Below are 14,758 nucleotides of genomic sequence, written 5' to 3'. Positions count from 1 at the left end.
AATGCCTATGTGAACGCCAAAGAGAGTTATCCATGGCCGTCCGACCCCTTGTCATTGTTCCCGATGCGCAATTGCGCCTGATCTCGAACCCGGTTGCCGAGGCCGACCGCGAATTGCGGTTGCTCGTCGATGACATGTTCGCGACGATGTATGACGCGCCGGGCATCGGCCTTGCCGCGATCCAGATCGGCGTGCCGCGCCGGGTGATCACGATCGATCTCGCGCGCAAGGAGGAAGCCGCCCAGCCATTGGTGCTGATCAACCCCGAAATCGTCTGGTCGTCGGAGGAACGGCGCGAGATGGAGGAAGGCTGCCTCTCGATCCCCGAATATTACGAGACGGTGGAACGCCCGGACAGGATTCGCGTACAGTATCAGGATGCCGATCTGAAGCCGAAAATCCTCGAGGCTGATGGATTGCTGGCCACCTGCATCCAGCATGAGGTGGATCATCTCAATGGCGTGCTCTTCATCGACTATCTCTCGAAGCTGAAGCGCGACCGGGTGCTCAGAAAATTCGCCAAGCAAGCCAAGTTGAAGGAGCCGGAGGCGTGAGCCTGCGCGTCATCTTCATGGGCACGCCGGATTTTGCGGTGCCTACCCTGACCGAGATCATCGGACAGGGCCATGACGTCGTGGCCGTCTACACGCGCGCGCCGGCTCCGGGCGGGCGACGCGGCCTCGATCTTGTCGAGAGCCCGGTCCATCGCTGTGCGAACGGGTTCGGTATCCCGGTCCTGACACCGAAATCGCTTCGAAATGCCGAGGCCCAGGCGGCGTTTGCCGCGCATGAGGCCGATGTGGCCGTGGTTGTCGCCTATGGGCTGCTGCTGCCGAAGCCCGTGCTCGATGCGCCCGCTCTCGGCTGCCTGAACCTGCATGGATCGCTGTTGCCACGCTGGCGCGGCGCGGCGCCGATCCATCGGGCCATCATGGCCGGTGACCGCGAGACCGGCGTCATGGTGATGCGGATGGATGAGGGGCTGGATACCGGCCCGGTCGCCATGGTCGAACGCATCACTATCGGTCCGGACATGACAACCGGCCAGTTGCATGACCGGATGCGGGTGATCGGCGCCGACCTGATGGCCCGTGCGCTGGCCGCGCTGGAGCGCGGCTCGCTGGGTTTCCAGCCGCAGGCCGAAGCCGGCGTGACCTATGCCCACAAGATCAGCAAGGCCGAATGCCGGATCGATTTCGCAGCCGGCAGCCAGACCGTGCATAACCAGATCCGCGGGCTCTTTCCCTTCCCGGGCGCCTATCTCGAACTCGACTGGGGTGCCGGCCCCAAGCGCATCAAGGTCGGGCGCGCGCGGCCCGTTACCGGGAAGGGCGAGCCGGGAACCATTCTTGACGATGCACTCACCCTTGCCTGCGGCGAGGGGGCCGTGCAGCTGCTTGAGGTCCAACCTGCCGGCAAGGGCATGATGAGCGCCACCGAATTCCTGCGCGGTGCGGCGGTCGGGCCGGGGCTGCGGGCCATTGCCGGGCCGGCGGCGTGATATGCCGCGCTTCCGGCTGCTGATCGAGTATTTCGGCGCGCCCTATCATGGCTGGCAGAGCCAGGCCGGGGGCCGCACCGTCCAGGATGCGATCGAGCGCATGATCGGCAAGCTCGGGGAACCGCCGGTCCGCATCATCTGCGCGGGCCGCACCGATGCCGGGGTGCATGCGCTCGGGCAGGTTGCGCATGTCACGCTGACCAAGCCCTGGCGCCCGGATACGCTGCGCGATGCGCTCAATGCCCATCTAACCCAGAATGGCGAAAGCATCGCCGTCCTCGAGGCTGCGGAAGTGCCGGAGACTTTCGATGCCCGGCTGAGTGCGATCCGGCGGCATTACCGCTACCGGATTCTCAATCGCCGGGCGCCTTCGGCGCTGGATCGACAGCGGGTCTGGCACGTGGCGCGGCCGCTGGATGCGGCGGCGATGCACGAGGCCGCGCAGGGCATTCTCGGCAAGCATGATTTCACGACATTCCGGGCCTCGTCCTGCCAGGCGAACAGCCCGGTCCGGACACTCGAGCGGCTCGACGTGATTGCGCAGGGCGAGGAGATCCATGTCCTGGCCAGCGCGCGCTCGTTCCTGCATCATCAGGTGCGCTCGATGGTCGGTTCGCTGGCCCGGGTCGGCCATGGTGCATGGCCGGTCGGGGCCATGCGGGAAGCGCTTGATGCGCAGGACAGGGCCAGATGCGGCCCGGTCGCCCCGCCAGACGGGCTCTATTTCCTGGCGGTCGACTATCCCGCCGAGGCTTTCAGCCTGTGATCAGCGTGCCGGCGCCATGCTCGGTCAGCAATTCGAGCAGGACGGCATGCGGCACCTTGCCATCGAGGATGACAACGCCCTCGACCCCCTGCTCGATCGCGTAGATGCAGGTCTCGATCTTGGGGATCATGCCACCGGTGACGGTGCCGTCCGCGATCAGGCGGCGGCATTCATCGACGGTGAGCTGCGGGATGAGCTTCTTGTCCTTGTCCAGAACGCCAGGAACATCCGTGAGGAGCAGCAGGCGCTTCGCCCGCATGGCGCCGGCAATCGCGCCGGCAAAGGTGTCGGCGTTGACATTGTAGGTCTCGGCATCCTCGCCGATGGCGACAGGCGCGAGGACCGGGATCAGCTCGGCTTTCAGCACGGCATCGAGGACCGAACGATCCACCTTGTGGGGATCGCCGACAAAGCCGAGATCCAGCTCGCGCTCGATCAGCGAATCCGGGTCGCGGACCGTGCGCGTCAGCTTGCGCGCCGTGACCATCTTGCCGTCCTTGCCGCAGAGGCCGATCGCCTTGCCGCCCTCGGCCGCGATCCAGCCAACGATCTGCTTGTTGATGGAGCCGGCGAGAACCATCTCCACAACCTCGACCGTGGCCCGGTCGGTGACGCGGAGGCCCCCCTGGAACTCGCTCTGGATGCCGAGCTTGTCGAGCATCCGGCCGATCTGCGGGCCGCCGCCATGGACCACGATCGGCTTGACGCCCTGCAATTCGAGCAGGACGACATCCTCGGCGAAATCCTCTGCTGCCGCGCGGTCACCCATGGCGTGCCCGCCATATTTGATGACCACGACTTCCTGATCATAGCGCTGCATATAGGGCAGCGCCTGGCTGATCACCTCGGCGCGGACATGGACATCGGGCAGGACTTTTTCAGACATGACGAGGATCTCCGCGCAGGCACCGGCGCCTTCTTAGGCAATGCCGCGGGTCGGCTCAACCGTCCGGCGACAAAAAATCAGCGGCGCGGCAGCAGCGCAACCAATCCGAGGCCGGCCCAGGCCAGGATGAGGAGGATACCGCCGGCCGGCGCCGCGCCGGGGAAGAGACGCGTCCCCAGGAAAACGCGGGCAGCGAGATCGCCGCAGAACAGCGCGAGCCCCAGCGCCCAGCCCAAGCCAATGGCTGAAATCGGTGCTCCGGCGGCGGGGCTGTTCCCGGCCAGGGCGCCAAGCGCAAGGAAGGCGGCAGCATGGATCAGCAGGAATGTGCCGGCTATGCCAAGCGAGAAGCCGCCTGGATAATGGGTGCTCATGGCCGACAGTACAACCCCCAGCGCCCCGCTGAGCCCGGCCAGAGCGAGCGCGAGACGCGGCCTCATTCCAGTGCCCATCCGGGAAGCTGGTGCCGGTCATGCAGGAGGCGGGCGAGGCTCGCCCGAAGCGTCTCGATGCCCATGCCGGTCTTGCTGGAGGTCAGGATGATCTCGGGATGCGCCGCCGCCTTCTTCCGCAGGATCTCCCGGATCGCGGCGACGCGCTGCTCGGCCTCACGGGCCGAGAGCGCATCGGCCTTGGTCAGGATGAGCTGGAAGGAAACTGCCGCCTTGCTCAGTGTCTCGAGCACGGGATCATCCGTGTCCTTGAGGCCATGCCGGGCATCGATCAGCAGCAGGACGCGGGCCAGTTCGACACGGCCGCGGAGATAGTGATGGATCAACCCGGTCCAGGCCGAGACCTTTTCCTTGCCGACCGCGGCATAGCCATAGCCGGGCATGTCGACGATCGAGAAGGCGCCGGCAATGTCGAAGAAATTGAGTTCCTGCGTCCGGCCGGGCGTGTTCGAGGTGCGCGCGAGGCCATTGCGGCCGGTCAGGGCGTTGATCAGAGAGGACTTGCCGACATTCGAACGCCCGGCAAACGCGATCTCGAGCCCGCGCGGCGGCGGCAGGCCGTCCTTCTTGGCCGCAGCCCAGTAGAACTCGCATTCGCGTGCGAAAAGACGGCGGCCCGCTTCGGTGAAGTCCGGCTCATCGGCCGGGTCCATGCTCATGATGCGATCTCCCTCGCGGCAGCGCGGAGCGTCTCGAGATCCGTTCCCCGGATCGCCGCGACATGCCGCATGATCTGTTCCACCGGCCAGTCCCACCAGCGAATGTCCAGAAGGGCATCGATGGTCGCGCTGTCGAAACGGCGCCGGGTCTCCCGTGCAGGGTTACCGACGACAATCGCGTAGGGCGCGACATCCCGGGTAACCACGGCATGGGCGCCAATGATGGCACCGTCGCCGACCTTTACCCCCGGCATGATCACCGCCTCCCGACCGATCCAGACATCATTGCCGATGATCGTATCGCCGCGCGGAGGATCCCCCTCCGCCCCCGGTGGCTCGCCGGGCACGAAGCCGAATGTGCCGAAGGGAAAGGTGGAATAGCCGCCCATCGGGTGGTTCGCGCCGTTCATGATGAACTGCGCCCCCTGCGCGATGGCGACGAACCTGCCAATGACCAGCCTGTCGCCGACGAAGTCGAAATGGTACCGCACGCAGCGCGCAACAAAATGCTCGGGGCCCCGCGAGTCGTCGTAATAGCTGAAATCGCCGACCTCAATCCTCGGATGGTTGACGATGGCCCTGAGATAGGCCGTGCCGTGCCAGCCCTGGACCGGGTTGCGTACGAGCGGGTCGGGAATGCGCATGCCAGCCTCCCGGAGCCGGCGGGGTCACCCCCGCCGGAACGTGCCCTTGAGATTGTCCCAGAGCTCGATCTTGGTGCCCAGCTTCTTCATGATCAGATATTGCTGGGCGACCGAGAGGATGTTGTTCCAGGCCCAGTAGATCACGAGACCAGCCGGGAACGAGCCGAGCATGAAGGTGAAGATCACCGGCATCCAGGCGAACATGGTCTTCTGGATGGGATCTGTCGGCTCCGGGTTCATCTTCATCTGGACCCACATCGTGATGCCCATGATGATCGGCCAGACGCCGAGATGGAGCATAGACGGCGGCGTGAAGGGCAGCAGGCCGAACAGGTTGAACAGGTTGGTCGGATCCTGCGCCGAGAGATCCTTGATCCAGCCGAAAAAGGGCGCGTGCCGCATTTCGATGGTGACGAAGAGCACCTTGTAGAGCGCGAAGAAGACCGGGATCTGGATCAGGACCGGCAGACAGCCGGCCATCGGGTTGATCTTCTCCTTCTTGTACAGCTCCATCATCGCCTGCTGCTGCTTCATCTTGTCATCGGCAAAGCGATCACGGATGGCGAGCATTTCAGGCTGCACGGCCTTCATCTTGGCCATGGATTCGTAGGACTTGTTGGCCAGCGGGAAGAAGAGCAGCTTGATCAGGACGGTGACGATGAGGATCGTGACGCCGAAATTCCCGATCAGATGGAAGACCTTGTCCATCACCCAGAACATCGGCTTGGTGATGAAGTAGAACCAGCCCCAGTCGATCATCAGGTCGAAATTCTTGACGCCGAAGGCATCGCCATACCCGTTGATGGCATTGACTTCCTTCGCGCCGGCGAAAAGCCGGATCGTGCTGTCGATGCTCGCGCCCGGCGCGACCTGCTGCACTTCCGTGATCGCCGCGGATTCATAGACCGGATCATTGCCATTCGAGCCGAAAGCGGCCGAGAACGGCTTCTTCTGGTCCGGGATCAGGGCCGAGGCCCAGTATTTCTCGGTCAGGCCCAGCCAGCCGCCCTCGCTGCGCGCAAAGGTCTTCGACTTGTCCTTGCGGATCGAGTCAAAGCTGACTTCCTGCAACTTGTCGGCGACGTAGCCGATCAGCCCTTCATGGAGAATGTAGAAGCCCAGAACGGTCGGCGTGCCCTTGCGCGTCACGCGGCCATAATTCTGGAGGGCGACCGGCGCGGCGCCATTGTTCCGCACCGAATCGGTGACCGTGAACAGATACTTGTCATCGACCTCGATACGCCGGGTGAAGACGAGGCCCTGCCCGTTATCATACGTCAATGTCAGGGGCGTGCCCGGCTTGAGCACGTCGCCCGAGGGCTGCCATTGCGTGTTCTCGTTCGGGAGGTTCTGTCCACCGAGCCAGCCAAAATCGGCGAAATAGGCGTCCTTCGCACCATCCGGCACATAAAGGACGATGTTCGGGCTCTTCGGATCAACCGTCTCGCGATAGCGGACGAGGCTGAGATCGTCGATCCGCGCGCCGATCACGGCGATCGAGCCGGTGAGCGAGGGCGTTTCGATGCGGACGCGCGGCGACCGTGCCAGAGCCGCTTCGCGCGTCACGGGCGCCGCCACGGAAACTGCCGGAGGCTGGGCGGCCGGCGCGGTGGCGGCCGGTGCGCCGGAAGGCAGGACCGTCGAGGACGGCGCCTGCCCGGCCGGCGGCTGGGCCGCTTGCGTCTGCTGGGCGGCCTGGCGCTGCTGGTCGATCTTGGGGGCCCCGTAGAAATAGTTCCACCCGACCATCACCCCGACCGACAGCACAATCGCCAGTAGGAGGTTCCTGTTGTCTTCGGACTGCATCGCCCTGCCTTGCCTGCTTGCGGGCTCCCTGCCGGGAACCCTCATGAATTCGCTGCCGCCTTCTATGCCGAAGCAAGGCATATTGCCAAGCGCTGCCTTGCGGCAGGGCCAAGAATCACGACGGTTTCCGCGTCGGGCCTGCCGCGGGCCGGGCACCGAGCGCCGCGACGGCCCGCGCGAGATCAGCCTCGATGGACGAGAAGGGCAGCGTCAGCAGCGAGGCGCGGGCAAGGACCACGATATCCATCGCCGGTCCTTCATGGCGCTGCGCCAGCGCGCGGATGGCCGCGCGCAGCCGCCGGCGGATCCTGTTGCGGATAACGGCATTGCCGACCTTGCGCGTCACGGTCAGTCCGTAGCGGACAACGCCGTCATCCGCGGCGCCCGGCTTGCGCAGCAGGGTAAAGCCGGGCGTCGAAAACCGGAAACCGGCCGAGGCTGCCTTGAAATCCGAGCGCTTTTTCAAGCTTTCGAAACGGAAAGGGGGCGCGCCCTTGCGGACTGCGCACCCCTGTTCATTCTCGATCGATCCCACCGGAAAATCGCACGCCGCAGACGGCGCGGATGCCGGATTGTCAGGCGGAGAGGCGCTTGCGGCCACGATTGCGACGGGCCGCAATGACCTTCTGGCCACCCTTGGTGGCCATGCGCGCACGGAAACCGTGGCGGCGCTTACGAACGAGCTTGCTCGGCTGATAGGTGCGCTTCATTGTCGATCTCTACTGGCTCGTGAGCGGAACACCAAAGACAGGCCACCAAGCCGGCGCCTTGGACTGCTCCGAATAGAATTGAGATCGCGCACAAACATCAATCGCTCGTAAAAGTCAACGCCTGTTCGCACCGGTTTGCCAAGAACCTCCCCTTGCGGCATGACGGCGCGATGCCATTTCTCCTGCCGCGAGCTTGTGCAAGGATCCCTGAATGTCCGTGAAGCCTGATCTTCTCGTCATTGGCTGCGATCCTGTCGGCTTCGAAATTGCGTTTTCAGCGGCCGGGCTCGGCGCGACAATCGTGCTGATCGGGCAGGATCGGCCGCCGGAACCCGCGTACCGGGCCCGCCTCGCTGCTGTCGGCGCAACGATCATCGACGGGTCGGCGCGCCTGGTCGACGGCCGGCATGTCACGGTCGGAGATCATCGCTGGGCGCCGAGATGGATCGTTCTAGCCAATGGCGCCACCCGGCCTGATCCCGGTCTGCAAGCTGGCACCGGGCCGGTGACACTGGTTCTGGGCGATGATTGCGAAGCCTGCACCGCAGCACTCGCCGCAAGCGATGCCGGAAGCCGCGTCGTGCTGGCCTGTCCGGGCCCCTTTCTCGGCCGGTTCCATCGTGATTCCGTGGCATGGCTGCGGCTCGATCTGGAACGGCGCGGCATCGTCATTCTCGATGAATGCGGTCGTGTGCTCGAAACGGCAGAGGGCCCGGAACGGATCCGGTTCGAGGGCGGACATAGCCTGCCCGCGACGGAAATCGGCCCCGTCGTGAACTGCCTGCCACGCAAGGCGAGGCTGGAGGGATTGGATGTCGGGAAAGCCACCGGCGGAGCCCTCGTCCCGGATCGCGGCCTGCGCCTCGGCCGTTCGCGTGTCTTTCTCGTCGGAGAGGCGATCGCCGATCAAGACGGCATGCCGCCGGCCCGGAACCAAACCGGGCTCGTGCTCGGGCAGGCGCTTTTTGGCAAGCGAGACCGAACGGAAGCCCGCTTCGACCTGCGCCATGTTCCGACACGGCCAGGCCTCGCCGAATTCGGCCTGACACCGGATCGCCTCCCCGAAGCGGAACGCAACCGTTACCGGATCCTGCGGGCGACGCGCGCTTCGGCCAATCCCGCGGCAAAGGCCGCCCTGACAGTTGTAACAGACCGGAGATCCCGCGTGGTCGGGGCGGCAGCGTTCGGCCATCACGCTTCCGAACTGGTCACGCCGCTGCTTCTGCTCGCCCAGCAGGGCGATCCGGTGACCGCGCTTGCCGCCTTCGGGTTCAGCCCTGCCGGCGACGATGATCTTCTGGCGCAGGTCGCGCGGCAACCGCTCGCCGATCTCGTGAAGAGTCCGGCCGCGAAGCGCCTGATGCGGTTGCGCCGCGTTTTCGGTTAAAGTCCCGAATATGCTCGATTCGGCGACGGATACGCGAAATCCTGCCAAGATGCCTGCCGCTGCGGGAAAACGCATGCGGACGGGGCTTTCGGCGCGCCTCCTGTTCCTGACCGTCCTGTTCGTGTTGATCGCAGAAGTCCTGATCTACGTGCCATCGGTGGCCAATTTCCGGAACAACTGGCTGAGCGAGCGGCTGGCTCAGGCCCGCGCTGCGGCGCTGATCCTCGAGAAGAGCCCGCCCGATACCCTGCCGCGTCCTGTCATCGAGGAGTTGCTGGCCGGCATGGAAACCTCGATGATCGCACTCCGGGTCGACAATGCCCGGCGGCTTCTGGCGGTGTCGGACATGCCGCCGATGGTCGATTTCGAGATCGACCTCCGGCGGCGTTCCGTGCTGCGGGATATCGGCAATGCCTTCGACATCCTGCTGTTCGGCCACAGCCGTACCATCCGGGTGGTCGGCCCGCCGCCCCGGGGGGGCGATTTCGTCGAGATCGTTATCAACGAGTTGCCGCTTCGCCACGCCATGCTCCGGTTTTCGTGGGGCATTCTCGGCCTGTCGCTGATCATCTCGGTCATCACTGCAGTGCTGGTCTTCGTGTCGCTGAACGGCCTTATCGTCCGGCCGGTGAAAAGGCTGGCCGCGACCATGAAGGCCTTCCAGAGCCATCCGGAGGATGCCCGGTCGATCCTCCGGCCGACGCGCCGTTCGGACGAACTCGGCGAGCTGGAAAGCAGCCTGGCGGATATGCAGAGGAGCCTGCAGCAGGAGTTGCGCCAGCGCGAGCATCTCGCCAATCTCGGTCTCGCGGTCGCCAAGATCAATCATGACCTCCGGAACATGCTGGCCTCTGCGCAACTGATGGCGGACCGGATCAGCACCTTGCCGGACCCGAATGTGCAGCGCTTTGTTCCGAAGCTCATGGGCGCGCTCGATCGCGCAATTACGTTCTGTCAGTCGACCCTCGCCTACGGGAAGGCCAGCGAGAAGCCCGCTGACCTCGCCCCCGTGGATCTCGCCATGCTGGTGGAAGAACTGGGCGAGTTGCTGATGCTTTCGCCTGAGACCGAACCGGCTCTCCACGCCGAGATCCCGCCCGGATTGCAAGTGATGGCGGATCCGGACCACCTCGCCCGCGTCCTGACCAACCTGCTCCGCAATGCGCGCGCGGCCCTGGAAGCGATGGCCCCGCTGCCGGACCATCGCCGCGAGATCCGGATCGTCGCGCGGCACGATTCCGATATGACCCGGATCGCGATTATCGATAACGGACCCGGCGTGCCGGATTCGATCCGGGAACGGCTGTTCAAGGCCTTCACGGGGTCGGCACGGCCCGGCAGCACCGGGTTGGGCCTCGCCATCGCGCATGAACTCATCCGGGGGATGGGCGGCACGATCCGACTCCTTGAAAATTCTCAGGATCAGGGCCCGAAAGGCGCCGTTTTCGAAATCACGCTGCCCGGGACCAACCTGCCGCGACGTTCCGGGAATTTTTCCGGCAGCCTTCCCTAAGGGGGTTGCCCTTTGTGCCGCAACCCGCTATCAGACCGCCTCCTCCCGACGCGGAGGTCAAGCGCCCGTAGCTCAGCTGGATAGAGCACCAGACTACGAATCTGGGGGTCAGAGGTTCGAATCCTTTCGGGCGCGCCATTTCCGTACAAAACCGGGAACAAATCCACGGCCAGAAGCGTGGCTTCTGACGGCAACGTCGAGCTGTTGCCTTCGGCCCTGAATCTGGATCTTTTTGCCCTGCACTATGACGGCATCGATCAGCGTTGCGATGTGATTGCGCCGAAGGTTCGTATCCGCGTTTTCGAGCTTCTCTGACATCAGCCGCCCGAAACGATCCAGCAGATCTGGGCCAATCTCACTCTCTGGCATAGCCTGCCGGCGAACATAGTTATAGGCCGCCTCGGCCTTTTCCTTTTCCGCCTTTGCATTGGCGATGCGTGTCTTCAGCTCGTCATCAATAGCGATATCGCCATCTTCAACCAGCTTGTAGAGACGTGAAAGCTTTGAACGCGCATCCTCGAATGCCGCCTTCAGGTCCTGGAGTCGTCGATCGACATTGGCCTGGTTTTGCCGGTGGCGATTGATCAGGCCTTGCAGCAACGCCTCGAGGCGAACCGGATTAAGCACATGGTCTCGGATGGCCTTCATCACGGCAGTGTCGAGAAGCTCGGTGCGGATATGCTGCCCGGTGCAAGCTGACTTCCCCTTTGTGTGGCAGCCCGCGCAGGAATAATAGCTGTAGCGCCGCTTGCCTCGCGTCGTGCCGGTGCGGGTCATGGATGCCCCGCAAAGCCCGCATTTGGCGAGACCGATAAGAAGGCTTGGTCCATTCACCTCGCGCGGCGCAGTGACCTTGGGGTTGCGCTCGGCAAGGGTACGTTGAACCGCCTCGAATGTCTCTTCGTCGATGATCTTTGGGACGGGAATGTCGACGGGTTTGTCTGCGGGCCGGGTTAGCCGGGTGTTTGAACGATCGACACCGTGAGGCCATTGGCCGGTCATGTAGTAGCGGGCCGTCAGGATCTTGTGGGTTGGCCCGACCCCGAACAGGGCCCCTTTCCGGGTGCGGTAGCCGCGATCATTGAGCCAGCGCGTGATGCCGTTCACACCGAGGGGGCCAGATGTTCCGTCTCCTTCGCGATAGAGCCTGTAAATCAACCGAACGAGCTCAGCTTCCGTCGGTTCGAGTGCGACACGCTTCTTGACTTTTTGCCCGCGTTTCTCGGCATCGACGACCTTATAACCAAGGGGTGGCGTCGCTCCATTCCAGAAGCCCGCGATTGCGTTCTGCCGCATTGTGCGGCGGACGTTTGCAGAATTCTGGGCCGAGAAATATCCGTCGAACAGATTGATCACCTTACGAGAAAGATCAGCCGCCTCGTCGTCACCAAGGGGCTGGCTGACACTGACGATCCGGACGCCCTTCTTGTCGAGGTCGCGGCGCGTGATCTCAAAGAGTGTCTCATCGCGGAAGAAGCGCGAGAAGCTGTGCACCAGAATGATGTCGAATGGATGCTCTGAACTCTTGGCCGCGGACACCATGGCTTGGAATTCGGGCCGGTCGTCAGTTGTCGCTGAATGCCCCGCATCGACATACTCGGACACGATCGTCCAACCCTGCGCTTCGCAGTATTGCCGGCAGGCATCGCGCTGCGAGGGGATGGAGGCATCGTGCTCGGCCTGGCGCTGCGTCGATACACGCAGGTAAAGGCACGCGCGGATGGCTGGGTTCAAAGTGCTGGATCGAGTTTGGTCAGGTTTCGGCATCTCTTGTCTCGTATCTTTGAGCAGCTATTGAATCTCGATCGCGGTGCGTGAGCAAGTCGAGCAGCGCGGGCCCGAGGAGATGCTCAACAGCAACCAGTTCCGTGGGCGCGACTTCCTTGGCAAGCTCGGGCATCACCGCTATAGTCAAGTCGTCAGGAACAGGCGCAACACGACCAGCAAGGCCGGCGCAAGAGCCGTTCTTGGTGTTATGCGCGGTCTGTCGCGAACGTTTGGGCACTGAGTTTGCGGTCCTGTCGATGGTGATCGACGGCACCGGACCAGAAATCGAGAACCTCCAAACCCCTAATTAGTCGGATCGTGTAGCGGGACGCAGAGGCCCGTGTTGTCGTCGTGGAAATCAAGCCACGAGGACCCACTATGGACGAAGAACCGGCAAACCTGCTTCGCACCGCGCCGATCCGCCGTCAGGTCGATCAAAGCCTGACCGCCTTCATCGTGTCGCACGCAGACGATTTGCGCGCGCGGCGGATAGCCGGCGAGCGTGCAGAGGACATCTTGCCTCTGGTCGCGCAGATGCTTGGCCGGCCGATCAAGCTTGTCACCTTTGCCTCGCTCCTGTCCCGGCACGTGCCGATAGAGCCAAAGCCGCCGCACTCAGGCCTGAAATTCGAACAGGCGCCCAAACAGCCCATCAAGGCTGCAAACCAACCCGCATTGCGCCAGCGGGCGCGAGAGCCGCCTGCCCGTTCCAAGGATGCCGTTCCGCCGATCCCGGACAACCACACCGAGCAACCCGGGATCGCGCGGGCAATCAAGCCCAACCTCTTCATTGCGCATGAGACCAGGACGAAAGGGAATAACTCATGAAAGTGATCAATCGCGCTTCGCTGCTTCCGCCGTGCCAGGACCACCGGCGACCTGAGCCAATGACATCCACGAAGTATCCGACAGGAGGCATAGCGAGCAGCCCGGGATCACGCGTCCAATCAAGCTCAGGATCGTGAGGGCGAAGCAAATGCAAAAATCCAAAAGGAATAAAACCATGAGTAAGGTGAATTCTCTCTTGCAACGCACCGATCACAATGTGATCTCGGCGCATATCTACATTGTCGTCGTTGAGGGAAAAGGCGGTGTGGGAAAATCCTTCACCAGCATGACTTTTCATCACGCCCTTTCTGCCGATGGGTCTCGTGTTGCTGTGCTCGAAACCGACACGACCAATTCGACGATGTACTCCGTTGGGCTTACATCCGGCGATCCGATCTCAACCCGTGACGAGACGATGCTTGGTGGCCTTCTTGAGGGTGTGGCCCTTATCGCAGATGGCGAGGCGGATCACATCGTTCTCGATGCGGGCGCACGCGACGAGGCGTTCCTGATGCCTCATCTAACGAAGCTTGCCCAGCGCCTTCGGCAGATCGGCGGCCATCTCGTTGTCGTTCGCCCTCTGACGACGTCGCATTTTGTTTTGAGCAATGCGGCGGAATGCGCGAATCTGCTCGAGGGAACCGGCATCAGCCTGATCTATTCCCTCGGGCTCTGGGGCGGGCGAACCTTAAAGGACTATCAGGGCTGGATGGATTCGCCCTACCGGGAGGCTGCCCTGGCTGCCGGCGCGGTGGAGATCGAGGTCCGCAGTATCGGCACGGTGGTCGCGGACAACATGGTGGGGTTCGGCCTGTCCATCGTCGACGTTGCGGATCGAAATTTCGGTAAGGCCGGCGAGAACGAGGCGGTGGCGCGTAAGGTCTTCACACGCCCGATGGTGCTGCACTGCAATGAATGGCTCGATGAGCACGTGATACGCGTGCGCGCCGGCCTCATCGAGGCTCTGGGACGCCCGCTATGAGCAAAGCCCGAGATCTGACACGATTTGGGGAGACCGCGCGCCAATTGCGCGCGGTCGTCCCGCCCTATGAGCGCATCCGGGACCCGGATCGCCTCGATGGCTGGTTCAGGAGGTTGCTCCGCCGGATTATTTGGAGCTGTCCTGCCATGATTGTAGGAGCCGTTGGTGTTTTCGGTTGGCAGTATAGCACTGACAGGGTGCTCGTTCCACGAGGTGATGTGGCCCTTCTCGAGTTGGCGCGACAAACTCTTGGGCCGATGAATCCTCCCGGGCAGGAGATTACCGAGACCGAGATCAAAGGACTCGCAGAAACGATTCGCCAACTCGGGTTCGTTCTCCAGCCCGCCACTCCTCGACCTTGGCTCAAGGATCTCGCGCGGATGACAGAGTTTAACGGCGACCCGGCTGTCCTTGAGAACCGCGGTCGCTTGCTGCAACATTTTCTCACCGCGATGGAGAAGGTTTCCCAGAAGGATCGTCCTCACGTCATGGCCAACATTATCCTTCACGCGCAATCTCGTATCGACTGGATGCCGTACGCCGAAATCTTGACCCGATTCAGCGTGGATTTGATGGATCTCCATCGCACCGGGAAGATCCCGGAACTGGAGCAGGCAATGCGGGCGGCTCTCGAAAAAGCGCGCGTTGAAGGCAACTTGATCAAAGCGGTCGCAGCGTTGGAAAAAGAAAAGCGCGAACTCGAACTTCGGCGCGTGGAATCCGAGAATGATCGCGTCGCAATCCGCAGATACATCCAGTCACAAGTCTCAGCGAATGGTGGTCGCCGAGCCTGCGCTGACGCGTTCGTGACGTGTCAGCGCAAGCTTGAAGGGAAAAGATGAGCCCATCGGTGATAG

Annotated in this window: 16 protein-coding genes and 1 tRNA gene; 9 read left to right on the top strand and 8 right to left on the bottom strand. The window is 63.2% G+C overall.

Going from position 1 to position 14,758, the window contains the following annotated elements; translation table 11 throughout:
- The first annotated feature begins 32 nt into the window (after nucleotides 1-32).
- Genes def through truA form a run of 3 tightly spaced genes read left to right on the top strand, consistent with a single transcriptional unit; the run spans nucleotide 33 to nucleotide 2,267 of the window.
- On the top strand, nucleotides 33-554 hold the full coding sequence (gene def / locus P0652_RS07095) for a peptide deformylase (protein WP_284178094.1): 522 nt from the start codon (nucleotides 33-35) through the stop codon (nucleotides 552-554).
- A complete protein-coding gene (fmt, locus tag P0652_RS07090) occupies nucleotides 551-1,501 on the top strand; it encodes a methionyl-tRNA formyltransferase (RefSeq protein ID WP_284178093.1) in 951 nt (316 codons plus the stop codon). Before def ends, fmt begins: the two co-directional genes overlap by 4 nt.
- A gap of 1 nt (nucleotide 1,502) precedes the next feature.
- The gene (gene truA, locus P0652_RS07085; protein WP_284178092.1) at nucleotides 1,503-2,267 is read left to right on the top strand and encodes a tRNA pseudouridine(38-40) synthase TruA; all 765 of its coding nucleotides are present in this window, start codon (nucleotides 1,503-1,505) and stop codon (nucleotides 2,265-2,267) included.
- On the opposite strand, the gene argB is transcribed toward truA, so the two are convergent.
- The 7 genes from argB to rpmH form a co-directional block, all read right to left on the bottom strand.
- Nucleotides 2,257-3,153, bottom strand: a complete 897-nt coding sequence (argB, locus tag P0652_RS07080; RefSeq protein ID WP_284178091.1) for an acetylglutamate kinase — start codon at nucleotides 3,151-3,153, stop codon at nucleotides 2,257-2,259. The two genes, truA and argB, sit on opposite strands and share 11 nt — an antisense overlap.
- Nucleotides 3,154-3,230: 77 nt before the next feature.
- Nucleotides 3,231-3,593, bottom strand: a complete 363-nt coding sequence (locus P0652_RS07075) for a DUF423 domain-containing protein (protein ID WP_284178090.1) — start codon at nucleotides 3,591-3,593, stop codon at nucleotides 3,231-3,233.
- Complete coding sequence (gene yihA / locus P0652_RS07070) at nucleotides 3,590-4,264, bottom strand: ribosome biogenesis GTP-binding protein YihA/YsxC (RefSeq protein WP_284178089.1); 675 nt, start codon at nucleotides 4,262-4,264, stop codon at nucleotides 3,590-3,592. Before yihA ends, P0652_RS07075 begins: the two co-directional genes overlap by 4 nt.
- A complete protein-coding gene (locus P0652_RS07065; RefSeq protein WP_284178088.1) occupies nucleotides 4,261-4,908 on the bottom strand; it encodes a CatB-related O-acetyltransferase in 648 nt (215 codons plus the stop codon). Before P0652_RS07065 ends, yihA begins: the two co-directional genes overlap by 4 nt.
- 24 nt (nucleotides 4,909-4,932) lie before the next feature.
- Entirely contained in the window at nucleotides 4,933-6,714 is a 1,782-nt protein-coding gene (gene yidC, locus P0652_RS07060; RefSeq protein ID WP_284178087.1) for a membrane protein insertase YidC, read from the bottom strand.
- A gap of 115 nt (nucleotides 6,715-6,829) precedes the next feature.
- The gene (gene rnpA, locus P0652_RS07055) at nucleotides 6,830-7,180 is read right to left on the bottom strand and encodes a ribonuclease P protein component (RefSeq protein ID WP_284178086.1); all 351 of its coding nucleotides are present in this window, start codon (nucleotides 7,178-7,180) and stop codon (nucleotides 6,830-6,832) included.
- A 109-nt stretch (nucleotides 7,181-7,289) separates the two neighbouring features.
- A complete protein-coding gene (gene rpmH, locus P0652_RS07050) occupies nucleotides 7,290-7,424 on the bottom strand; it encodes a 50S ribosomal protein L34 (protein WP_160084676.1) in 135 nt (44 codons plus the stop codon).
- A gap of 211 nt (nucleotides 7,425-7,635) precedes the next feature.
- Here rpmH and P0652_RS07045 point away from each other — a divergent pair, with 211 nt between their 5' ends.
- The 3 genes from P0652_RS07045 to P0652_RS07035 all read left to right on the top strand — a co-directional run bounded on the left by P0652_RS07045 (nucleotide 7,636) and on the right by P0652_RS07035 (nucleotide 10,462).
- Nucleotides 7,636-8,811 (top strand): hypothetical protein, encoded by a 1,176-nt coding sequence (locus P0652_RS07045; protein WP_284178085.1) that lies wholly within the window; start codon nucleotides 7,636-7,638, stop codon nucleotides 8,809-8,811.
- 73 nt (nucleotides 8,812-8,884) lie between these two features.
- The gene (locus tag P0652_RS07040) at nucleotides 8,885-10,324 is read left to right on the top strand and encodes a sensor histidine kinase (RefSeq protein ID WP_284178084.1); all 1,440 of its coding nucleotides are present in this window, start codon (nucleotides 8,885-8,887) and stop codon (nucleotides 10,322-10,324) included.
- A gap of 61 nt (nucleotides 10,325-10,385) precedes the next feature.
- Nucleotides 10,386-10,462: transfer RNA gene (locus P0652_RS07035), tRNA-Arg, on the top strand.
- Here the strand turns inward: P0652_RS07035 and P0652_RS07030 are convergent.
- Complete coding sequence (locus P0652_RS07030; RefSeq protein WP_284178083.1) at nucleotides 10,433-12,091, bottom strand: recombinase family protein; 1,659 nt, start codon at nucleotides 12,089-12,091, stop codon at nucleotides 10,433-10,435. The two genes, P0652_RS07035 and P0652_RS07030, sit on opposite strands and share 30 nt — an antisense overlap.
- Before the next feature lie 378 nt (nucleotides 12,092-12,469).
- On the opposite strand from P0652_RS07030, the gene P0652_RS07025 reads away from it, so the two are divergent.
- From P0652_RS07025 to P0652_RS07015, 3 genes are all read left to right on the top strand, one after another.
- Entirely contained in the window at nucleotides 12,470-12,919 is a 450-nt protein-coding gene (locus P0652_RS07025) for a hypothetical protein (protein ID WP_284178082.1), read from the top strand.
- Between the two features lie 175 nt (nucleotides 12,920-13,094).
- Nucleotides 13,095-13,901: a nucleotide-binding protein gene (locus tag P0652_RS07020; RefSeq protein WP_284178081.1), complete on the top strand. Its 807-nt coding sequence runs from the start codon at nucleotides 13,095-13,097 to the stop codon at nucleotides 13,899-13,901.
- Entirely contained in the window at nucleotides 13,898-14,743 is an 846-nt protein-coding gene (locus tag P0652_RS07015; protein WP_284178080.1) for a hypothetical protein, read from the top strand. Before P0652_RS07020 ends, P0652_RS07015 begins: the two co-directional genes overlap by 4 nt.
- Nucleotides 14,744-14,758: the final 15 nt, after the last annotated feature.

The organism is Rhabdaerophilum sp. SD176 (genome assembly GCF_030143245.1).
Classification (GTDB): domain Bacteria; phylum Pseudomonadota; class Alphaproteobacteria; order Rhizobiales; family Beijerinckiaceae; genus Rhabdaerophilum.
Note: the sequence above shows the minus strand (reverse complement) of the source record. Positions and strands in the feature narration are given on the sequence as shown.